Raw genomic sequence first — 21,549 nt, forward strand, 5'->3', positions numbered from 1 at the left:
TGCCGGCAGCGCGCTATCTGCCGGACCGCATCAGGGCGGCCAGGCTCGCAGCCAGCTGCTCCAGTGCGCTGAGATTGTGAACCGCGAGCATCGCGTCCGCATGGCGGTGCAGCACGCTGGCCCCACGGGCCAGAGGGGCGTAGCCGTCGAAGCGCAGCAGCGGGTTGAGCCACAGCAGCCGGCGCGAATGGCGCTTGAGCCACAGCAGTTCGTGTTCCAGCACGGCGGGTTCGCCGGTGTCGAGCCCGTCGCTGATCACCAGCACCAGCGTGCGGCGGCCGGTCAGGCGGCGGGCGTGGGCGCGGCGCAGTTCGCCCAGCGAGTCGCCCAGCCGGGTGCCGCCGGCAAAGTCGTCGATGGCCAGGCCGGCCGCGAGCAGCATGGCGTCGGTGTCGGCCAGCCGGAAGGCCGGGGTCAGGTCGGTCAGGCGGGTGCCGAAGGCGAACACGTCGCGCCGGCCCGCGCGGCGCGTGGCCGCATGCAGGAAGGCGAGCAGCAGCCGCGCATAGCGCTCCATCGAGCCAGACACATCGACCAGCACCAGCAGGGGCAGCGGTTGCTCGCGCCGGGCCAGGCGGGGCAGCCGCAGGATCTCGCCACCGGTGCGCGCCGCTTGCTGCAGCACGCCCGGCCAATGCATGCGCACATGCTGGCGGCCCGCGTCGCCGGCGGGGCGCAGGCGGCGCGACGGCAATGCGGGAATCGGCAGCGTGACGTCACGGGCCAGCCGCTCGACCAGCCGGTACTCCGACGCGCCGAGTGCGTTGAAGTCCGCATGCTGAAGGCGCTGGCGGTCGCTCGCCGTCATGGCGGCGTCGAACTCGACTTCCTTGTCGGGCTTGGCGGGCTCGGCCGGCCGGGCGGCGTTGCGCGGGGCGGTGAGTGCCTCGCGCACGCGCGGGCGGCGCTTCGACGGCTCAGCCTTGCCTTCGGCGCTCGGGAGCATCTGGGCGAGCAGCTTGTTGGCCAGCTCCGGGTCGCGGAACCAGGCATCGAACAGCTCGCGGAACACCATGCGGTCCTGTTCGCGGCTGACCATCACGGCCTCCATCGCGGCGCCCAGGTCGAGCTTGTCTTCCACGCCCACCAGCATGGCAGCCTCGGCGGCCAGCGCGATGCGCATGGCGTCGGTGCGCACGCCTGCGCGGCGCAGCGCCCGGCCGAAGGCGGTGATGTTGCCGGCAAGCTTGCCGCTGCGGACGTCGCCGAGTTGCGGAATGCCGGCCATGCGCATGCCTGGCGCGCTCAGCGCGCGGCCGGCTCCTCGGGCCTGAGCAGGTCCGACGCCAGTTCCAGCGTGAGCGCGGCCACGTCGTCGCGCTGCTTGAACAGGATGCCGGCGGTGTCGACCACCACCTCGGGGTCGAGCTCCACCGTGTCCAGCGCAATCAGCGCCCTCGCCCACTCGACGCTTTCGGCGATGCCGGGTGCGCGCTGGAAGGCGTTGACAAACGGCGCCTCGCGCAGCCGCGCCACGAAGGCCGACACCTGTGCCGAGAGCGTTTCGCCGGCCTGCGGCACCTGGGCGCGCACGATGGCCAGCTCGCGCTCGCGCTCGGGGTAGTCGAGCCAGTGATACAGGCAGCGGCGCTTGACCGCGTCGTTGAGCTCGCGCGTGCGGTTGCTCGTGAGGATGGTCACCGGCGGCACCACCGCGCTCACCGTGCCCAGTTCGGGAATGCTCACCTGGTATTCGCCCAGGTACTCGAGCAGGAAGGCCTCGAAGGGCTCGTCGGCGCGGTCCACCTCGTCGATCAACAGCACGGCGCCGGGCGCGGGTGTTTGCAGCGCCTGCAGCAGCGGCCGGCGGATCAGGTAGTGCGGCTGGTAGACCTCGGCCTCCACGTCGCGCGCGGCGCCGCTGGCTTCGGCCGCGCGCATGTGCAGCAGCTGTGCCGCGTAGTTCCATTCATAGAGCGCCTCGCGCTGCTCCAGCCCGTCGTAGCACTGCAGGCGCAGCAGCTCGCGGTTCAGTGCCTTCGACAGCGCCTTGGCCAGCTCGGTCTTGCCCACGCCGGGCTCGCCTTCGAGCAGCAGCGGGCGCTGCAGCTTGAGCGCGAGGAAGACGGCGGTGGCCAGGCGGCGGTCGGCAAAGTAGCCGGCCTGCACCAACCCGTTGGAGAGGGAATCGATGGTCGGGAAGATCATGGCGCAGCGTAGCGGAAGGCGCGAAGGTGTCGCGCCTTCCGGCGTCCGTGTGTGAAACCGGGCTTGTTCAGCCCAGCGCCTTGGTCACCGCGCGTTGCGTCAGCACGCTGATCAGGTTCGCGCGGTAGGCGGCCGAGGCATGCAGGTCGCTGTTCAGGTCGCTCGCGTCGATCTTCACGGCTGCGGCGGCCGCGGCGGTGAAGCTCTTGCTGAGCGCGTCTTCCAGCCCCTTGTGCCGGAACACGCCGTTGCCCGCGCCGGTGACGGCCACGCGCACGCCGCTGTCGTACTGCGCCAGGAAGATGCCGACCAGCGGAAAGTGCGAGGCCTTCTGGCGCAGCTTCTCGTACACGGCCCGCTTCGGGATGGGAAAGCGGATCGCGGTGATCAGCTCGTCGTCCTCCAGCGCCGTGGTGAACAGGCCCTGGAAGAAATCGTCCGCCGCAATCTCGCGCTTCGACGTGACGACCGTGGCACCGGTTCCCAGCACCGCGCTGGGGTAGCACGCCGCCGGGTCGTTGTTGGCCACCGAACCGCCGAGGGTGCCCATCGCGCGCACCTGCCGGTCGCCGATGCGCGAGGCCAGGTCGGCCAGCGCGGGAAAAGCGGCTTTCACGTCGGCGTTGTTCGCCACGTCGAGGTGGCGCGACATGGCACCGACGGTGAGGCTGTCGCCGTCTTTCTTGATGCCCGTGAGCTCGGCAATGCCGCTCAGGTCCACCAGTTGTTCGGGCGCCGAAAGCCGCAGCTTCATCGACGCCAGCAGGGTCTGGCCGCCGGCCAGCGGCTTGGCGCCGGCGGCAACGAGCTTGGCCGCATCGGCCGTGGAAGCGGGCCGTTCGAGTGTGAAGGCGTACATGGTGTGGTTCCTTCTTGTTGTTCAGGGTGCGGGACGGCCCTGGGTGCTGGCGGCCAGCGCGGGTTGCTGCGGCATCGCGTCCTTTGCGGCGCTGCCGCTGCCCTTCTGCATCGCTTCCCAGACGCGGCTGGACGATGCGGGCATGTCGAAGTCCTTCACGCCCAAAGGCGCCAGCGCGTCGAGCACGGCGTTGATCACGGCCGGCGGCGAGCCGATGGCCCCCGCCTCGCCGCAGCCCTTGGTGCCCAGCGGGTTGTGCGTGCACGGAGTGCACACGGTGTCCAGCTTGAACAGCGGAAACTCGGCCGCGCGCGGCATGGCGTAGTCCATGAAGCTGCCGGTGAGCAGCTGGCCGGTCTCGTTGTCGTACACGCAGTTCTCCAGCAGCGCCTGGCCGATGCCCTGCACCAGCCCGCCGTGCACCTGGCCCTCGACGATCATCGGGTTGATGATGGTGCCGAAGTCGTCCACAGCGGTGAAGCGGTCGACGCGCACTTCGGCGGTCTGCCGGTCGATTTCCACCTCGCAGATGTAGGTGCCGCCCGGAAAGGTGAAGTTGGTCGGGTCGTAGAAGGCGGTTTCGTTCAGGCCCGGCTCCAGCTTGTCGAGCGGGTAGTTGTGCGGCACGTAGGCCGTGAGCGCCACCTGGCCGAACGGGATCTTCTTGTCGGTGCCCTTGACCGTGAACTCGCCGTTGGCGAACTCGATGTCGACGTCGCTGGCCTCCATCAGGTGCGCGGCGATCTTCTTGGCCTTGGTCTCGATCTTGTCCAGCGCCTTCATGATGGCCGCGCCGCCCACCGAGATGGAGCGCGAGCCGTAGGTGCCCATGCCGAAGGGCACGCGGCCGGTGTCGCCGTGCACCACGTCGACGTTGTCGACCGGAATGCCCAGCCGCGCCGCCACGACCTGCGCGAAGGTGGTCTCGTGGCCCTGGCCGTGGCTGTGCGAGCCGGTGAACACCGTCACGCTGCCGGTGGGGTGCACGCGGATCTCGCCGCACTCGAACAGGCCCGCACGCGCACCGAGCGCGCCCGCGATGTTCGACGGCGCGATGCCGCAGGCCTCGATGTAGCTCGAGTAGCCGATGCCGCGCAGCTTGCCCTGCGCCTCGCTCGCCGCCCGGCGCGCCGCGAAGCCGTCGACCTCGGCCAGCACCCGTGCCTTGTCCATGCAGGCATGGAAATCGCCGGTGTCGTACTGCAGCGCCACTGGCGTCTGGTACGGGAAGGTGGTGATGAAGTTGCGCTTGCGGATCTCGTCCTGCCCCAGGTTCATTTCCCAGGCGCAGCGCGACACCAGCCGCTCCAGCAGGTAGGTGGCTTCGGGCCGCCCCGCCCCGCGGTAGGCGTCGACCGGCGCGGTGTTGGTGAACCAGGCATCGACCTCCACGTAGATCTGCGGCGTGGCGTACTGGCCGGCGAGCAGCGTGGCGTAGAGGATGGTCGGCACCGCGGTCGAGAAGGTCGACAGGTAGGCGCCCAGGTTGGCGTCGGTGTGCACCCGCATCGCCAGGAACTTGCCTTGAGCGTCCATCGCCATTTCGGCGTGGCTCACGTGGTCGCGGCCGTGCGCGTCGGACAGGAAGCACTCCGAACGCTCGGCCGTCCATTTGATGTTGCGGTTGAGCTGCTTGGCCGCCCAGGTCAGGCACACGTCCTCGGCGTACAGGAAGATCTTGGAGCCGAAGCCGCCGCCCACGTCGGGGGCAATCACCCGCACCTTGTGTTCGGGGAGGCCCAGCACGAAGGCCGTCATCAGCAGGCGTTCGACGTGCGGGTTCTGGTTGGACACATACAGTGTGTAGTCGTCGGTGCCGCGGCTGTAGCTGCCGATGGCCACGCGCGGCTCGATGGGGTTGGGAATGAGCCGGTTGTTGACGAGGTCGAGCTTCGTCACATGCGCGGCCGTGGCGAACACCGTATCGACCGCCGCCTTGTCGCCCAGCGTCCACTTGTAGCACTGGTTGTCGGGCGCTTCGTCGTGCAGCGTGACGCCGCTGGCCTTCTTCGCGGCGTCGGCCACGCTCACCAGCGCGGTGTGCACGTCGTAGTCGACCACCACCGCCTCGGCCGCGTTCTTGGCCTGCTCCACCGTCTCGGCCACCACCATGGCGACGTGGTCGCCCACGTAGCGCACCTTGTTGATCGCCAGGATCGGGTGCATCGGCTCCTTCATGGGGGTGCCGTCGGGGTTGTTGATGAGCCAGCCGCAGGGCAGCCCGCCCATCTTTCCCTCGATGTCCTTGCCGCTGAAGATGCCGACCACGCCGGGCATCTTCATGGCCTCGGCGATGTCGACCGACTTGACGGTGGCATGCGCGTGCGGCGAGCGCACGAAGACCGCGTGGCTCTGGTTGGCCAGCGTGATGTCGTCGGTGTAGTTGCCCGCGCCGGTCAGGAAGCGGTAGTCTTCCTTGCGCCGAAGCGCCTCGCCGATGTGAGGAAGGTTGGAGAAGTCGGAGGCACCCATGATGCTGCTCCCTTCAGGCCGAGACGGTGGCTTTGACCGGGGTGCCAGAGGCCATGGCCTCGCCGCCCATCTTCACGGCCTTCACGATGTTCTGGTAGCCCGTGCAGCGGCACAGGTTGCCGTCGAGCAGCTCGCGGATCTCCGATTCGCTGGACTTGGGGTGGTGGGTGCACAGGTCGATGGCGCTCATGACCATGCCGGGGGTGCAGAAACCGCACTGCAGGCCGTGGCATTCCTTGAAAGCTGCCTGCATGGGGTGCATGGTGCCGTCGGCTTCGGCGATGCCCTCGATGGTGGTGATGTCGGCGCCCGTCGCCTGCGCGACCAGGATGTTGCAGGACTTGACCGCACGACCGTTCAGATGGACGGTGCACGCACCGCACTGCGCGGTGTCGCAGCCCACGTGGGTGCCGGTGAGGTGAAGGTGCTCCCGGATGGCGTGGACGAGAAAGGTGTTGGGAGGAGCGTCGACCTCGACCTGGCGACCGTTGACCTTGAAAGCGACCTGCATGTGGCTGTCTCCGTGAAAGGTGATGGCTGGTTCAGCGAAGCATCTTGATGCCGGCCTTTGGGCCTATCCTAGGCAAAAACCCTTGACACTTGCACAGACCGCGCGAAATTCTCAAAATGAAACAGCTTGCCGTTCGGCGGGCAAGAAAAACCGCCCCACGCGCGAAAACCCACGATGCCCGTCTCCCTTGTTTCGCAGGCGCCAGAGCGCTCCGTCGCCATTGCCAAGGCCCGCCGTGAGCTGATCGACGGCGAACCGGCCCCGATCCGGGCCGAGGCCAGCGTCGACTCATGGATCGCGCGCTCCTGGCAGCGCTGCCTCCAGGCCGGCTGGCGGCCGCAGAACCGGGTCAGTTTCGACCCGGTGAGCCAGGCCGGCAGCCGCGACATCGTCGAGCGCAACCGGGCCCTGGTCGCGGCGGCCCGGCCGGTGATCGAGCGGCTGTCGCGCGCCATTGCCGACACCCGCTATTTCGCCATCCTGACCAATGCCCAGGGCATCGTGGTCGACGTGGGCAACCTGCCCGACGGCACCGACGCCGCCAGCCGCTATGCGCGGGACATCGGGCGCATCGGCGTCGACCTGTCGGAGCGCGCCATCGGCACCAGCGCGATCGGCACCGCCCTGGCCGAGCAGGAATCGGTGTGGCTGCACCGCGGCGAGCATTTCTTCGACGACACCAGCGTCTTCAGCTGCGCCGGGGCGCCGCTGTTCGGTCCCCGGGGCGACTGCATCGGCATGCTCGACCTGAGCGGCGTCCAGGTGATCGAACGGCCGGAACTGCGCCACCTGGCCACGCTCAGCGCGCGCAGCATCGAGAACACCCTGGTGATGCGTGAGCCGTGCGAGCTGCTGCTGCACCTGGCTTGGCCGGGCAATGCCGGCAGCGAGGCGACCGAGGGGTTGCTGTGCATCGACGACGCCGGCCAGGTCACCGGGGCCAATGCGGCCGCCCGCCAGATGCTGCACCAGCCGCTGGCGCACAGCGAGCAGGCCCTGCACTTCAACGACCTGTTCGCGCTGCCGCTGCACATGATGTTCGACGCGGCCCGCAGCGGCGATGCGGTGCTCGAGGTGCCTCTGTGGTCAGGGTTGCGGGTGCAGGTACGCCCCCATAACGGCGGCAGCCGCCGCTCGCCGGAGCTGCCGGCCGCCGACGCCCGGCCCCGCCTGCGCGACGTGGAGACCGCGCTGATCCGCAAGGCGGTGGCCGATGCCCGCGGCAATGTGGCGGAGGCCGCGCGGGCCCTGGGCATCAGCCGGGCGACGGTCTATCGCAAGCTGTGGCGCGGCCGGCCCGCCAGCGCGCCCGACTGAGCGCCGCCGGTCAGGCGCCGACCGGCACCTTGTCGAGGAAGCCCGTCACCGAACGCAGCTTGCCCGCGTCGATCTGCGCGAAGTCGGTGCCCTGAATCAGGTCTTCCGCGCCGCTGGGCCCCAGCGTCCACGAGAAGCGCACATGGTCGCCATGCGCGTCGGCCTTGCCCAGCAGGTTGAAGCGAAAGCCCGGGTAGCGCTGGTGCACCGCGCCGACCAGCGCGTGGATCTGCTCGCGGCCGCTGGCCTGCGCCAGCGGGTCGACGTAGCGGGCATCGGGGGCCCAACCGGCTTCGATCAGTTCGGCGCGGCGCGCGGCGTCGGTCTCGTTCCAGACGGCGATGTAGTTGCGGGCGATGGCGGTGGCATCGTGTGCGGCGGTGTTCATGGTGACGATTCCTTTGGCGGTGTCAAACCCGCAACATCGCGGGGTGAAGGAATGGTCGCGCCGCACGCGATGCGCGTCGATGACGTGGCAGGTTATGCGGCGGGCGATGAAGCAGCCTGTGCGGCTGTGTCCATCGACGCATCCGCGTCCAGCGGAAACACCGGGCGGCGCACCTTGCCGAACGGGAACAGGCTGTAGTCCGAGCTGGTCACGCCGGGGCTGTCGCACTCCACCAGCGCGGCCGACAGCGGCTCGAACACCGGCCGGCAGTACATGCGCGACTTCAGCAGCAGGAAGCGCTCGGCGCGCGGGTCGAGCCCCGCGCACTCGAACACGCCGATGTCCCACGGCTCCTGCGTGCGCTCGGTCACCACGATGCGCGCCGCGCCGATGTCGAACAGCACGGTGCGGCCCATGCTGCTGCGCTGGCCGGTGTAGGTGGGGCCTGTGATGACGTACTCGCCGTCGCTGATGACGCGCACCGTGCCGGTCAGGCGCACCGGCGTCTTCGACAGGCCGATGCCGGCGAGCGAGACCTTGTTGCCCAGCGCGACCGTCACCTCGGCGCCCTCGCCCGCCGCAACAAGCGCGGCCACGGCCTCGGGGTCGCACAGCGGCCCCACGCCGATGCCGTGCAGCCCCTGTGCCAGCGCCTCCTGCAGCACGTCCATGGTGTCGCAGCTGCCGCCCGACATGCAGTTGTCGCCGTGGTCCAGCAGCAGCACCGGCCGCGTGGCCCCCTCGGCGGCCGTCTTGGCGCGCGCAATCGATTGCGCCAATGGCTCGCTGCGGTAGATGAAGGCTTCGCGCTCGTTCCACATCTGCGTGGCGATGCGGTCGGCCGTGGCCTGCGCGCGCTCGGGCGAGTGCGCGTCGACCACGATCACGCTCATGCAGGGCGCCTCGATGTCCGAGAGCGAGAAGCCCGCCAGGATCGACACCGCCAGCGACTCGGACGCCTCGGCCGCCTGCGCCGCCTCGATGGCCCGCTGCATCGCGCCGGTGAACGAGGCGCTGCGCAGCGTGTGCGCCATCAGCGGCAATTGACGCCACCGCATGTGCGGCTGGCTGCGCCCGGCCAGCAGGTCGAACAGCAGCCGGCCGGCATGCGCGCCGGTTTCGTACATGTCGATGTGCGGATAGGTCTTGAAGCCGACGATCACGTCCGCGTTGCCGACCATGGCCGGCGTGACGTTGGCATGCAGGTCCAGCGCCACGCCGATGGGCACGCCCGGCGCGGCGGCGCGCAGGCGCGCCAGCAGGTCGCCCTCGCCGTCCGTGCTGTTCTGCGCGACCATCGCGCCGTGCAGGTCGAGCAGGATGGCGTCGCAGCCCGGCGCCGCGTCGACGATGCATTGCGTGAGCACGGTGTAGGCCTGTGCGTCCACCGGCCCGCTGGGATTGGCCGAGGCCGACACCGGCGTGACCAGCGTCGCGCCCGCCGCTTCGGCCAGGTCGATGAAGGCCGACATCGCGGTGCGCATGCCCTTGTTGTCGGTGTAGGCCTGCTGGCTGAAGGTCGGGCCGTCGGGCCCGAAGGCCGCGAGCGGCGTGGGCACGGGCGAGAAGGTGTTGGTCTCGTGGTTGAGGCGCGCGATCAGCACTTTCACGACACGACCCCCGCGCTTTGCAGCATCGCCTGCAGCAGCACGTTGCAACCGGCCTCGAGGTGGTCGGGCTGCGCGTCCTCGATCTCGTTGTGGCTGATGCCGTCCAGGCAGGGCACGAAGATCATGGCCGCGGGGCACACACGCGCCAGGTACACGGCGTCGTGGCCCGCGCCGCTGATCACGTTCATCCAGGTGAGGCCCTGCGCCTGCGCGGCGTCGCGCACGGCGGACACGAGCTTCGGCGTGAAAGGCTGCGGCGGGAAGTACACGACCTGCTCCACCGTGGCGGCGACCTTGCCCTTGGTGGCGATGCGCTGCACCGCCTCTTTCAGTTCGGCGTCCATGGCCGACAGCACCACGTCGTCGGCCGCGCGCAGGTCGACGCTGAGCTTGACGCGGCCCGGGATCACGTTGCGCGAGTTCGGATAGTTGTCGATCCAGCCGACCGTGCCGCGCGCATGCGGTGCGTGGGCCAGTGCGATGCGGTTCACCTCGATCACCAGTTCCGACGCCGCCAGCAACGCGTCCTTGCGCAGCTCCATCGGCGTGGGGCCGGCATGCGCTTCCATGCCCTGCACCACCACGTCGTACCAGCGTTGGCCCAGCGCGCCCTCGACCACGCCGATCACGCGCTCGTTGGCTTCCAGCACCGGGCCCTGCTCGATGTGCGCCTCGAAGTACGCGCCCACCGGCGACGCGGCGACCGATGCCGGCGTGCTGCCCGCATAGCCGATGGCCTGCAGCGCATCGGCCACGCTCACGCCCTCGGTGTCGCGCTGCGCCAGCGCGTGTTCCAGCGTGAAGGCGTCGACGAACACGCCGGAGCCCATCATCACGGGCACGAAGCGCGAGCCCTCTTCGTTGGTCCACACGGCCACCTCGATCGGCGCTTCGGTCTGCACCTTTGCGTCGTTCAGGGCGCGCACCACCTCCAGGCCGGCGAGCACGCCGTAGTTGCCGTCGAACTTGCCGCCCGTGGGCTGCGTGTCGATGTGGCTGCCGGTGGTCACCGGGGGCAGCGCGTTGTTGCGCCCGGCGCGGCGCGCAAAGATGTTGCCGATGGCGTCGACCCGCACCTCGCAGCCCGCCTCGCGCATCCAGCGCGTGAACAGGTCGCGGCCCTGGCGGTCGAGGTCGGTCAGCGCAATGCGGCAGACGCCGCCTTTTTCGGTGGCGCCGAGCTGCGCCAGCTCCATCAGGGAGTTCCAGAGGCGCTGGCCGTCGATGCGGAGTTCGGTGTGTGTGGTCATGGTTGTGCGAATGAGAGAAGAAGTGCGCCGGGCCTCAAGCAAGCCCCACGCCCAGGTAGCGGTCTTTCACTTCGTGGTCGGCCACGAAGTCGGCATTGGCAGCCTCGTGCACGATCACGCCCTGCTCCACGATGTAGTGGCGGTCGGCCAGTTGCACGCAGACTTCGAGGTTCTGCTCGACCAGCAGGATGGCCACACCGGCCGCCTTGATGGTCTTGAGCTGCGCGACGATTTCCTCCACGATCACCGGCGCCAGGCCCTCGACCGGCTCGTCGAGGATCAGCAGGCGCGGGTGGTTCATGAGTGCGCGGCCGATGGCCAGCATCTGCTGCTCGCCGCCCGAGAGCTGCCCGCCCCCGTTGCGCCGCCGCTCTTTCAGGCGCGGAAAGATGCGATAGATGTCCGCCAGCTGCCAGGGCGATTCGCGCCGCTGGCCGAGCAGCAGGTTTTCTTCCACCGACAGCAGCTTGAAGACGCCGCGGTGCTCCGGTACCAGGCACACGCCGCGCTGGGCGATGCGGTGCGGCGCCTGGCCCGCCACGTTCTCGCCCTGGAAACGCACGCTGCCGCCGGTGGGCGTGACCGCGCCCGCAATGCTCTTGAGCGTGGTGGACTTGCCCGCGCCGTTGCGGCCCAGCAGCGTGACCAGCTCGGCCTCGCCCACGGTCAGCGTCACGCCCTGCAGCACGTGGCTCTTGCCGTAGTGGGCGTGCAGGCCTTCGACCTCGAGGATGTTGGCGCTCATGCTTTTCCCCCGGTGATCATGTTGCCCAGGTACGCCGTGCGCACGCGCGCATCGGAGCGAATGTCGCCCGGCAGCCCCTCGGCCAGCACGCGGCCCAGCTGCATCACGGTCACGGTGTCGGAGATGTCCATCACGATGTTCATGTTGTGCTCGATCAGCACCACGGTGTGCGCGTCGCGCAGGCCGCGAATCAGTTGCTTCATGTCGTCGAGGTCGTCGATGCCCATGCCCGAGGTCGGCTCGTCGAGAAAGATCGCCTTGGGCCTGGCGGCCAGCGCCATGCCCACTTCGAGGCGGCGCTGCTGGCCGTGCGACAGCACGCTGGCCGGCGTGTCCGCCAGCCGCTCGAGGCCCACGCGCGCCAGCACCTCGGCCACCGTCTCGGCGCAGGCGCGCTCGCCCACGGGCGCGCGCCAGCAGTTCATGGCCTGGCGCGGCGCAACACCCTGCGCCGCCACGCGCAGGTTCTCGCGCACCGACAGGCTCGCGAACAGGCTCGTCACCTGGAACGACCGCGCCATGCCGCGCTGCACGCGCCTGTAGTCGGGCTCGCCCGTCACGTCGTGGCCGTCGAACAGGATGCGCCCGCCGGTGGTGGTGCCGGTGCCCGTGAGCATGTGGAACAGCGTGGTCTTGCCCGCGCCGTTCGGCCCGATCACCGAGTGCACGGTGTTGCGCCGGATCTTCAGGTCGACCCCGCCGAGCGCGGCGAACTTGCCGTAGTGCTTGGTGACGCCGATGGCTTCGATGAGAACGTCGCTCATGCCTTTTCTCCTTGCGACACAGGCTGTGCAACCGGCGCCTGGGTGGCAGGCACGGTCTTGCGGAAAACGCGGCGCCAGGCGCTCTCGCCCAGGCCCCACAAGCCGCGCTGCATGCCGATGCTCACGCCGATCAGCAGCAGCCCCAACAGCAGCAGCCAGCGCGGCCATAGCGTGGAGAGCCAGTCGGCCAGCAGCACGTAGAAGGCCGAGCCCAGCACCGAGGCGAACAGGTTGCCGGTGCCGCCGATCACGGTGATGACCAGGATCATCTCGCTCGTGTGGTACTCCGCGTTCGACAGCGGCGCGATGCCGGTCATCATCGCGTGCAGGCCGCCGGCCAGGCCGGTGACGGCGCCCGAGATCACGAAGGCCAGCAGCTTGAAGCGCTTGAGGTTGTAGCCCACCGCGGCGGCACGGTCCTCGTTGTCGCGAATAGCAAGTAGCGTGCGGCCGAAGACCGAATCGGTCACACGCAAGAGCAACGCGAACGCAATGAGGAAGATCACCGCCACGAAGGCGTAGTACTTCCACGGCGTGTCCATGAAGGCGGGGCGCGGCACGTCGAGCAGGCCGTTGTCGCCGCCCGTGAGGCCCGAGGCGGTGTACGCCACGAAATAGAACATCTGCGCGAAGGCCAGCGTGAGCATCACGAAGTAGGTGCCGCGCTGGCGAATGGCCACCCACCCGACCAGCGCCGCGCCCAGCGCGCCCATGGCCACGGCTGCGAGCAAGGCCAGCGGCATGGGCAGTTGCAGGCGCGTGAGCAGGATCGCGATGGTGTAGCTGCCCAGCCCGAAGAAGATGCCCTGGCCGAACGACAGCAGGCCGGTGTAGCCCAGCAGCAGGTTGCAACCGACGGCGGCAAGCCCGTAGATGAGCACCTCGCTCGCGAGCGAACCCGAGCGCAGCACCAGCGGCAGGCCGAGCGCCACGACGAGCGCCAGGAGGAACGAATATTTTCTTGGCATGGCGTGGTTCATCCTCTGCGGCCGAGCAGGCCATGCGGACGCAGCAGGAGCACGGCCCCCATCGCGACGTAGATCATCAGGCTCGCGCCGGGCGGCCAGACGGTGCTCATGAGGCTCTGCACGATGCCGATCAGCAGCCCGCCGACCAGCGCGCCGCCGAAGCTGCCGAGCCCCCCGATCACCACCACCACGAAGGCGACGCTGAGCGCCTCCACCCCCATGAACGGCTCCGCGCCGCGAATGGGCGCGGCCAGCACGCCGGCCAGCGCCGCCGTGGCCGCGCCCAGCGCGAACACCAGGCTGAACACGCGGAACACGTTGATGCCCAGCAGCGACACCATCTCGGTCGATTCGCTGCCCGCGCGCACCGCGCTGCCCAGGCGCGTGCCTTCCAGCACCCACCACAGCAGCACCGCGAGCACGGCGGTGAAGCCGATCACGAACAGCCGGTACTTCGGATAGATGAAGTCGCCCCACATCACCACGCCCTGCAGCAGGTCGGGCGTGGGCACGCTGTTGCCCAGCGGGCCCCAGAACACGATGACGATCTCCTGCACCGCGAGCGCCAGGCCCACCGTCACGAGAATGTGGAACTCGTGCGGCTTGGCGTACACGCGGCGCAGCAGCAGCTTCTCGGCCAGCCAGCCCAGTGCCCCCACCGCCAGCGGCACCACCACCAGCGCGGCCCAGAAGTTCAGGCCCCACTGCATGGCCTGGAAGCACAGGTAGGCACCCAGCAGGTAGAAAGCGCCGTGCGCGAAGTTCACGAAGCGCAGCAGGCCGAACACGATGGACAAGCCAACGGCCAGCAGGAAATACAGCATGCCGATGCCGATTCCGTTGATGGTCTGGAGCAGGTAGACAGACATGGTGATGCGTAGTGACAGGCTCGAATGCGGTGCCCCTTCGAGAACACCGCGGAACCGGCTTTGCCGGGCCGCAGGTGTTGCCCCCCCTGAAAGGGGGTCGGAGGCCACACGCAGTGGGCAAGCCTGGGGGTTAGCTCAACTTGCAGCCTGTCTTGTCGACGGGCAGGAACGACTTGCCGGAGCTCACCACGTCGACGTAGTCGGCCGGGTTCGCCATCTTCGACTTGGCCTTGCCCTTGAGCAGGTAGTAGTCCTTGATGACCTGGTGGTCGGCCTTGCGGATTTCCTCGGCGCCCGTGAGGCCGTCGTACTTCATGCCCTCGAGCGCGGCGATCACGGCCTTCTGGTCGACCGTGCCTGCCTTCACGATGCCGTCGATCAGGATCTTGGTGCAGATGTACGAGCCCGCGAGGCTGTAGTTGGGCACGATCTTGAGCTTGTCGGCCGTGCGCTTCACCAGGTCCTTGTTGAGCGGGGTGTCGGCCGTGTGCCAGTACTGCGCACCGAAGTACACGCCGTCGCACAGGTCGGCGCCCAGCTCGTCGAACTGCTCCAGGCCCGAAGCCCAGGCCATGAGGATCGTCATGTTCTTGTGCATGCCGAAGCTCACCGCCTGGCGCAGCGCGGCCGACGACTGCGCGCCGAAGTTCAGCAGCAGCAGCACGTCGGGCTTGGCCGCCATGGCGTTGGTGAGGTAGCCGCTGAATTCCTTCTCGTTGAGCGAGTGGTAGCTGTTGCCCACGTGCTCGATGCCCTTCTCCTGGAAGATGTTCTTGGCCGCGCTCAGCAGGCCGTCACCGAACACGTACTGCGGCGTGATCGTGTACCAGCGCTTGGCCTTTGGCATCGAGGCAATCAGCGGGCGCACCGTCTGCTCGATGGCACCGAAGGTGGGCACCGACCAGCGGAAGGTGGCGGGGTTGCAGTCCTTGCCGGTGATTTCATCCGCGCCCGCCGTGGTGATGAACAGGCCGCCGGCCTTCTCGGCCTCCTTGCCCATGGCCAGCGCTTCGGACGACAGGATGCCGCCCGCGAAGAACTTGGCGCCCTGCTGCTGCGAGGCTTCCTGCACCTTGCGCACGGCGGTCGCGGGCTTGCCCTCGGTGTCGAGCACCGTGTAGGCGAGCGGGCGCTTGAGCACGCTGCCGTACTGCTCGATGGCCAGCTTCATGCCCAGGTCGGCGTACTTGCCGTTGGCTGCGAAGGCGCCCGACATCGGCACCGGGCAGCCGAAGCGGATGGCCTCGGCCGACTGCGCAAAGACGGAGCGGCTCGCCAGGAGCGAGGCCGGGGCAGCCGACAGGGCGGCCAGCTGAAGAAGGTGTCTGCGTTGCATGGAGTTCTCCGGTCGTGGTGGGAAACAAGGAAAAGGGGTGCCTGCGGGTGCCGGCGAATTTAAGCGGATAAATCGTATTAATATGCTGGTAAAAACCCGCAAGCAAGCCTTGTGCCCATTGCCAACCCGAGCTCGCCGATGACGCCGTTTAAGATCGCCCGCTGTTGCGCATCCCGCGCATCTCCCGATGGGCATGGAGCGTTTCAATGAGAGTGGGGCAGAACCGCCCGAAGCGGCAAAAGCTCTCGGACGTCATCGTCGAGGACGTCAAGCGCTGGATCGTGGCGGAGCGCAAGCAGCCCGGCGACCGGCTACCGAACGAGAAAGAGCTGATCGAGCTCTTCGGCTATTCGAAGAGCACGGTGCGCGAGGCGCTGAAGGCGCTGGAGGTGCGCGGGCTCATTGCCATTCGCACCGGGCCCGGCGGCGGCGCGTACCTGCAGCAGGTGTCGGTCGACCATGCGTCGGAGCCGCTGCGCAACTTCTTGCACTTTCACCACCTCGACGGGCACCACATCTACCAGTTGCGCAAGGTGCTGGAACCCGAACTGGCCGTGAGCGTCGTGGGCAAGCTGACGCCGGAGCAGTTCGAAAAACTGGAAGACAACGTCCGCCTGTGCACCATCGAGCCGACGAACGAGGACGAACTGCGCATCCAGCGCGAAGCCGAGCTCGCGTTCCACACCATGCTGGCCGAAAGCTGCCCCAATCCGGTGCTTTCCTTCATGTGCCGCTTCCTGAACGACCTGCTGCGCGACCTCGTGGTCTACAAGAAGGCGCTGGACCACCACCACTTCGGCGAGACCAACGTCGACTATCACACCCAGCTGCTGGCGGCCTACCGCAAGGAAGACGCGGCCGAGGTGCACCGGCTGATGTCCGAGCACATGGTCGATGCGGAGCACCACATGCACGAGATGGAAGCGCACATCGGGGCGAAGCATTTGTTGCTGCCGAGCGGGCAGCGCTGAGCCTTCTCTACCGATGCGCCTGCGCCAGGCACGCCTGAAACGCCAGCACAGCCCGCGACGGCTTCGGTGACCTGCGCAGCAAACTCACGAACCGGCACACATAGTTGAACCGCGCCGGCAGCACCGCCTTCATCAGCCCCCGCTGCTCGAACACCTGCGCGTAGTGGTCGGGCAGAAAACCCAGGAAGCGGCCCGAAAGGATCAGCGTGGCAATCGCCTCCTGGTCGAAGCCCGTGGCCTTGCGCGACAGCTTGGCGCGGTGGCTCAGTTCCATGTTCGGCGAGTGGTAGCCCAGCCCCGCGAAATGGTGCACGCGCAGCTTGGCCCAGGTGAGCCTGGCATGGCTCGCACCGAACAGCGGATGCCCAGCGCCGCAGTACAGCAGCATGGTCTCGTCGAACAGGTCGGCGTACACCAGGCTCTTGGAGCTGCGGTGCGCCGGAATGATGCCGATCTGGAAGTTGCCCTCCAGCACGCCCTGCTCGATGGCGTTGATCGAGCCCACGTGCAGCGCCAGGCTCACCTCGGGCGCCATCTCGGTGAAGCGCGCAATCGCCTCGCCGATGCGCGCGTTGGGGTTGGTGGCCGTCTTGTCGAACACCGCCACCTCCAGCTGCCCGCCCATGCGGTTGTGGATGTCGTCGATGCTGCCGCGAAAGGCGTCGACCGAGGCCAGCAGGCGCAGCGTTTCGTCATACACGCGCTGCCCTTCGGCGGTGAGCGCGAAGCCTGCGCGCCCACGCCGGCAAAGCACCAGTCCGAGCCGCGTTTCCAGGTCTTTCACGTGGCGACTCACGGTGGAGGTGCCGATGTTCAGCTCCAGTTCGGCGGCCGCCATGCCGCCGCAGTCGACCACGCTCTTGAACACTTTGAGCAGGCGCAGGTCCATGTCGCTGAGCTGCCCCAATACGGCGCGGTTCCGGGTGCCGGAAGCACCGTTCTGGGCTTTCTCTTTTACTTGCATGAATCGTCAAGTGAACATTGATATTGCGCCATTCTCCACACTGAAGGCTGTGCGAACAATCGGCACACCTCATTACCCCCTTCGGAGCCCGCTCGTGCGGGAAGCGCCATGACCCTTGCCACTCCTGCCGTCGAACCGACGCCCACCACGCGCACCGACGCCGCCTGGCTCGAAGCGCACTGGATGCCCTACACGGCCAACCGCAGCTTCAAGGCCGATCCGCGGATCATCGTGGAGGCCAAGGGCGCCTACTTCACCGACATCGACGGGCGCAAGATCTTCGACGGTCTCTCGGGCCTGTGGTGCTCGGGCCTGGGCCACGGCCGCCCCGAGATCACCGAGGCGGTGAGCCGCCAGATCGCCAAGCTCGACTACTCGCCCGCCTTCCAGTTCGGCCACCCGCTCTCGTTCGAGCTGGCCAACAAGATCAAGGAACTCACGCCCGCCGGCCTGGACTACGTGTTCTTCACCGGCTCGGGCTCCGAAGCCGCCGACACCTCGCTGAAGATGGCGCGCGCCTACTGGCGCACCAAGGGCCAGGCGAGCAAGACCCGCCTGATCGGCCGCGAGAAGGGCTACCACGGCGTGAACTACGGCGGCATCTCGGTGGGCGGCATCGGCGCCAACCGCAAGCTCTTCGGCCAGGGCGTGGAAGCCGACCACCTGCCGCACACGCAGCTGGCGTCGAACGCCTTCACGCGCGGCATGGCCGACCAAGGCGCCGACCTGGCCGACCGCCTGCTCGACATGATCGCGCTGCACGACGCATCGAACATCGCCGCCGTCATCGTCGAACCCTTCTCGGGTTCGGCCGGCGTGGTGATTCCGCCCAAGGGCTACCTCAAGCGCCTGCGCGACATCTGCACCGCCAACAACATCCTGCTGATCTTCGACGAGGTGATCACCGGGTTCGGCCGCTGCGGCGCGCTCACCGGGGCGGACGCCTTCGGCGTGACGCCCGACATCATGAACATCGCCAAGCAGGTGACCAACGGCGCGCAACCGCTGGGCGCGGTGGTCGCGAACAAGGACATCTACGACACCTTCATGGCCGCGGGCGGTCCCGACTACATGCTCGAGTTTCCGCACGGCTACACCTACGGCGCGCACCCGGTGGCGTGCGCCGCCGGCATCGCCGCGCTCGACGTGCTGCAGAAGGAAGACATGATCGGCCGCGTGCAGACGCTGGCGCCGCATTTCGAGAACGCCGTGCACAGCCTGAAGGGCAGCAAGCACGTGAGCGACATCCGCAACTTCGGCCTGGCCGCTGGCCTGACCATCGCACCGCTGCCGGGCGAGCCCGCACGCCGCCCGTACGAGATTGCGATGAACTGCTGGAAGAAGGGCTTCTACGTGCGCTACGGCGGCGACACCATACAGCTCGCCCCGCCCTTCATCTCGGAGAAGGCGGAGATCGACCGCATGGTGAACGCGCTGGCTGACGCGCTGGCCGAGACGGCCTGACCCTCGAAGGGACCGCGGCTTCATCGAAGCCCCGGTCCTACAGGCGGCGCGCCGGCCGCCTTCCAATAATCGGCGGCATGACGGCACTGCGCAGCGACATCCCCGCCCGCCTGGACCGCCTGCCGTGGTCGCGCTGGCATTGGCGCGTGGTGATCGCGCTGGGCGTGGCCTGGATCCTCGACGGGCTGGAGGTCACGCTGGTGGGCTCCATCGGCGCGGTGCTCGAGCGGCCCGACACCCTCGGGCTCACGGCCGGCGAGATCGGCTGGTCGGGCTCGGTCTACATCGCGGGTGCGGTGGTGGGCGCGCTGGTCTTCGGCCGGCTCACCGACCGGCTGGGGCGCAAGAAGCTGTTCCTGGTCACGCTCGTGGTCTACACCATCGGCACGCTGGCCACGGCCTTCTCGCCCAACTTCGCGTTCTTTGCGCTCTGCCGCTTCGTCACCGGTCTGGGCATCGGCGGCGAGTACGCGGCCATCAACTCGGCCATCGACGAGCTCATTCCGGCACGGGTGCGCGGGCGCGTGAATCTGGCCATCAACGGCAGCTTCTGGATCGGCGCCGCACTCGGCGCCGGGCTCAGCCTGGTGCTGCTCGATGCGCGCGTGATCGGCCCGGTGTGGGGTTGGCGCGCGGGCTTCGCGCTGGGCGGGGTGCTGGCGGTGGCCATCCTGCTGGTGCGGCGCCATGTGCCCGAGAGCCCGCGCTGGCTTCTGGCGCATGGGCGCACCGAGGAAGCCGAGCGCATCGTCGCGGACATCGAAGCCGAAGTGCGCAAGCACCACGGCCCGCTGCCCGCTGCGCAGGGCCATGTGGCGTACACCGCCGCGCGCGGCCACAGCCCGTCGATGCGCGACGTGGCGCGCGTGCTGCTGAGGCGCTACAGGGAGCGCAGCGTGGTGGCCGCGGCGCTGATGGTTTCGCAGGCCTTCTTCTACAACGCCATCTTCTTCACCTACGCGCTGGTGCTCACCCGCTTCTACGCCGTGCCCGATGCGAGCGTGGCGCTCTACATCTTTCCGTTCGCGCTCGGCAACGTGCTGGGGCCGCTGCTGCTGGGCCCGCTGTTCGACAGCGTGGGACGGCGCAAGATGATCGCGCTGACCTATGTGCTGGCCGGCGTCGGCCTGGCGCTCACGGGCTGGGCCTTCATGATGGGTTGGCTCGACGCGCGCAGCCAGGCGCTGTGCTGGTCGGCGGTGTTCTTTCTGGCCTCGGCGGCGGCAAGCTCGGCCTACCTGACGGTGAGCGAGGTGTTTCCGCTGGAAATGCGCGCCATGGCCATCGCGATCTTCTATGCGATCGGCATGGGCGCGGGCGGCTTCGCGGCGCCCGTGCTGTTCGGCCTGCTGATCGAGACAGGCAGCCGCGGCGCGGTGATGGTGGGCTACTGCATCGGCGCCGCACTGGTCATCGTCGCGGGGCTGCTGGCGTTGCGCTATGCCGCCGATGCGGAGCGCAAGCCGCTGGAGGAAGTGGCGCCGCCGCTGTCGTCCGAAGGCGGCGGCGAGCGCTGAGGCCGGGCTACAGCGCGCAGGTGCGAAAGCCGAAGAAGCCGTCGTCGCGCTCGGGCAGCGCGAAGCCGCGGCGCCGGGGTGAGCGAAGACGGGCACGTGTGGCGAACGATGCCCCGCGCAACACCCGCGCCCTGCCGAAGAACGCCGTGGGATCGAACTCGCTGCCCGCGCTCCACGGGTCGGCCCTGAAGCCGGGCCAGGGCTGCAGCGTTCCTGCGGTCCACTCGTGCACATCGGCCCAGCGGAACCCGCGCCGCGCGGCCGTGCTCGCTGCAATTTCCCATTCCACCTCGGTCGCGATGCGGCGCCCCGCCCAGCGCGCCCATGCATCCGCCTCCCACCAGCTCAGGTGCACCGCACTGTGGTGGCCGGCCGCGCGCACCGTGGCGCCGAAGCGCTGCTGCAGCACCGAGCCGCCGCTGCCGTTGCGCGCCACACCAATCTGCTCCACATGGCGCGGTCCGCGCCGCCCCTCGACCTGCGCGGCCAGCCAGCGCCAGCCATCGGAATGCCACAGTTCCTCGCGGTCGTAGCCGCCGTCGTCGACGAACTCGATGAACTGGCTCCACGTCACCGGTTGCGCGTCGATCTCGAACTCGGGCACGTCGATGCGGTGCGCGCTGCACTCCTGCGCGAAGGCGAACCCGCGCTCGGGCAGGCCCAGTTCCCAGCGCGTGGCAGGCAGCAGCAACGGCTCGCGCGTGACCGCGACAGGTGCCTGCTCGATGCCCAGCGGCAACCCGAGCGTCTGCGCCATCACCACGAGTTGCTCGCCGCGCAGGTCTTCATGGAACAGCGCGAGCCGGTAGAAGTACAGGCCCGCGTCGGTCTCGGCCGCGTGCTCGAGCAGCTCGAGCGTGCTCTCCAGCGTCTCGAGCAGATAGGCCTTCGTCTGGCCCAGGTCGGGCAGGTCGGGCGACCAGCGCCGGCCCGGAGCGCTCTGCGCGGGGTTCCACCAATCGTCGGCACCCGGCTCGATGGCCGCGAGCCGCGTGGGCCGCACCGGGCAATCGACGCCGAAGGCACGCTGCGTGTTGCGCCCGATCCACCATTCGGCGAACCAGCCGATGTGCCCTGCGAGCCAGGCCGGTGGCACCACGCCCTCTTCCTCTGGAACGGGGGGCATGCTGAGCGCTTCGGTGCCCAGCGCCTGCTCGTAGAGCGACAACAGGTGCAGCGTGTGGTTGCGAGCGTCGATGAGGGCCAGCGACAGCAGCTCGCGGCCGGCGCGGCACATGTCGGGCGAATCGATCGAATGGGGCAAGGCCGTGGTACCCGGAGGCGTCGAAGGCGGAAGGCGCGAAGACATGGGCGATTATGGCAACCGAGCCCGCTTTTCAACGAGTTCGCTGTGGCCTGGAAACGCTGCGATCCCGGGTAAACCCCGCCTCCGTGC

At 68.7% G+C, this 21,549-nt stretch carries 19 protein-coding genes; 4 read left to right on the forward strand and 15 right to left on the reverse strand.

Going from position 1 to position 21,549, the window contains the following annotated elements; genetic code table 11:
- Positions 1–13 precede the first annotated feature (13 nt).
- The 5 genes from AC0IYU_RS14315 to AC0IYU_RS14335 all read right to left on the reverse strand — a co-directional run bounded on the left by AC0IYU_RS14315 (position 14) and on the right by AC0IYU_RS14335 (position 5,990).
- Positions 14–1,228, reverse strand: a complete 1,215-nt coding sequence (locus tag AC0IYU_RS14315; protein ID WP_472117843.1) for a vWA domain-containing protein — start codon at positions 1,226–1,228, stop codon at positions 14–16.
- A 17-nt stretch (positions 1,229–1,245) separates the two neighbouring features.
- Entirely contained in the window at positions 1,246–2,148 is a 903-nt protein-coding gene (locus tag AC0IYU_RS14320) for an AAA family ATPase (RefSeq protein WP_435483237.1), read from the reverse strand.
- A 67-nt stretch (positions 2,149–2,215) separates the two neighbouring features.
- A complete protein-coding gene (locus AC0IYU_RS14325; protein ID WP_472117846.1) occupies positions 2,216–3,007 on the reverse strand; it encodes an FAD binding domain-containing protein in 792 nt (263 codons plus the stop codon).
- A gap of 21 nt (positions 3,008–3,028) precedes the next feature.
- Positions 3,029–5,479, reverse strand: a complete 2,451-nt coding sequence (locus tag AC0IYU_RS14330; RefSeq protein ID WP_472117849.1) for a xanthine dehydrogenase family protein molybdopterin-binding subunit — start codon at positions 5,477–5,479, stop codon at positions 3,029–3,031.
- Between the two features lie 13 nt (positions 5,480–5,492).
- The gene (locus AC0IYU_RS14335) at positions 5,493–5,990 is read right to left on the reverse strand and encodes a (2Fe-2S)-binding protein (RefSeq protein ID WP_472117852.1); all 498 of its coding nucleotides are present in this window, start codon (positions 5,988–5,990) and stop codon (positions 5,493–5,495) included.
- Positions 5,991–6,164: 174 nt separating this feature from the next.
- On the opposite strand from AC0IYU_RS14335, the gene AC0IYU_RS14340 reads away from it, so the two are divergent.
- Positions 6,165–7,307: a helix-turn-helix domain-containing protein gene (locus tag AC0IYU_RS14340; protein WP_472117855.1), complete on the forward strand. Its 1,143-nt coding sequence runs from the start codon at positions 6,165–6,167 to the stop codon at positions 7,305–7,307.
- A gap of 10 nt (positions 7,308–7,317) precedes the next feature.
- On the opposite strand, the gene AC0IYU_RS14345 is transcribed toward AC0IYU_RS14340, so the two are convergent.
- The 8 genes from AC0IYU_RS14345 to AC0IYU_RS14380 all read right to left on the reverse strand — a co-directional run bounded on the left by AC0IYU_RS14345 (position 7,318) and on the right by AC0IYU_RS14380 (position 15,237).
- On the reverse strand, positions 7,318–7,695 hold the full coding sequence (locus AC0IYU_RS14345; protein ID WP_472117858.1) for a nuclear transport factor 2 family protein: 378 nt from the start codon (positions 7,693–7,695) through the stop codon (positions 7,318–7,320).
- Positions 7,696–7,787: 92 nt separating this feature from the next.
- Positions 7,788–9,305: a M81 family metallopeptidase gene (locus AC0IYU_RS14350; protein ID WP_472117861.1), complete on the reverse strand. Its 1,518-nt coding sequence runs from the start codon at positions 9,303–9,305 to the stop codon at positions 7,788–7,790.
- Entirely contained in the window at positions 9,302–10,555 is a 1,254-nt protein-coding gene (locus AC0IYU_RS14355; RefSeq protein ID WP_472117864.1) for a Zn-dependent hydrolase, read from the reverse strand. The genes AC0IYU_RS14350 and AC0IYU_RS14355 overlap by 4 nt, the downstream gene beginning before the upstream one ends.
- A 34-nt stretch (positions 10,556–10,589) precedes the next feature.
- Entirely contained in the window at positions 10,590–11,300 is a 711-nt protein-coding gene (locus AC0IYU_RS14360) for an ABC transporter ATP-binding protein (RefSeq protein ID WP_472117867.1), read from the reverse strand.
- Positions 11,297–12,064, reverse strand: coding sequence for an ABC transporter ATP-binding protein (locus AC0IYU_RS14365; protein ID WP_435483228.1), 768 nt, complete (start codon positions 12,062–12,064; stop codon positions 11,297–11,299). The genes AC0IYU_RS14360 and AC0IYU_RS14365 overlap by 4 nt, the downstream gene beginning before the upstream one ends.
- Positions 12,061–13,032, reverse strand: a complete 972-nt coding sequence (locus AC0IYU_RS14370) for a branched-chain amino acid ABC transporter permease (RefSeq protein ID WP_472117870.1) — start codon at positions 13,030–13,032, stop codon at positions 12,061–12,063. Before AC0IYU_RS14370 ends, AC0IYU_RS14365 begins: the two co-directional genes overlap by 4 nt.
- 8 nt (positions 13,033–13,040) lie before the next feature.
- Entirely contained in the window at positions 13,041–13,901 is an 861-nt protein-coding gene (locus tag AC0IYU_RS14375) for a branched-chain amino acid ABC transporter permease (protein ID WP_472117872.1), read from the reverse strand.
- Positions 13,902–14,031: 130 nt separating this feature from the next.
- Positions 14,032–15,237, reverse strand: a complete 1,206-nt coding sequence (locus AC0IYU_RS14380; RefSeq protein WP_435483226.1) for an ABC transporter substrate-binding protein — start codon at positions 15,235–15,237, stop codon at positions 14,032–14,034.
- Positions 15,238–15,443: 206 nt separating this feature from the next.
- Between AC0IYU_RS14380 and AC0IYU_RS14385 the strand changes: the two genes are divergently transcribed.
- Positions 15,444–16,208, forward strand: a complete 765-nt coding sequence (locus tag AC0IYU_RS14385) for a FadR/GntR family transcriptional regulator (RefSeq protein ID WP_435483225.1) — start codon at positions 15,444–15,446, stop codon at positions 16,206–16,208.
- A 7-nt stretch (positions 16,209–16,215) separates the two neighbouring features.
- On the opposite strand, the gene AC0IYU_RS14390 is transcribed toward AC0IYU_RS14385, so the two are convergent.
- Positions 16,216–17,172 carry a LysR family transcriptional regulator gene (locus AC0IYU_RS14390; protein WP_472117875.1) on the reverse strand — a complete coding sequence of 319 codons (957 nt, stop codon included), beginning with the start codon at positions 17,170–17,172 and terminating at the stop codon, positions 16,216–16,218.
- 108 nt (positions 17,173–17,280) lie between these two features.
- Between AC0IYU_RS14390 and aptA the strand changes: the two genes are divergently transcribed.
- Both aptA and AC0IYU_RS14400 read left to right on the forward strand, forming a co-directional pair.
- Complete coding sequence (gene aptA / locus AC0IYU_RS14395; protein WP_472117878.1) at positions 17,281–18,636, forward strand: omega-aminotransferase AptA; 1,356 nt, start codon at positions 17,281–17,283, stop codon at positions 18,634–18,636.
- Between the two features lie 77 nt (positions 18,637–18,713).
- Positions 18,714–20,153, forward strand: coding sequence for an MFS transporter (locus tag AC0IYU_RS14400; RefSeq protein ID WP_472117881.1), 1,440 nt, complete (start codon positions 18,714–18,716; stop codon positions 20,151–20,153).
- Positions 20,154–20,160: 7 nt separating this feature from the next.
- Here the strand turns inward: AC0IYU_RS14400 and AC0IYU_RS14405 are convergent, their stop codons facing one another.
- Positions 20,161–21,462 (reverse strand): SUMF1/EgtB/PvdO family nonheme iron enzyme, encoded by a 1,302-nt coding sequence (locus AC0IYU_RS14405; RefSeq protein ID WP_472117884.1) that lies wholly within the window; start codon positions 21,460–21,462, stop codon positions 20,161–20,163.
- Between the last annotated feature and the right edge of the window lie 87 nt (positions 21,463–21,549).

The organism is Variovorax sp. AC103 (assembly GCF_979254005.1).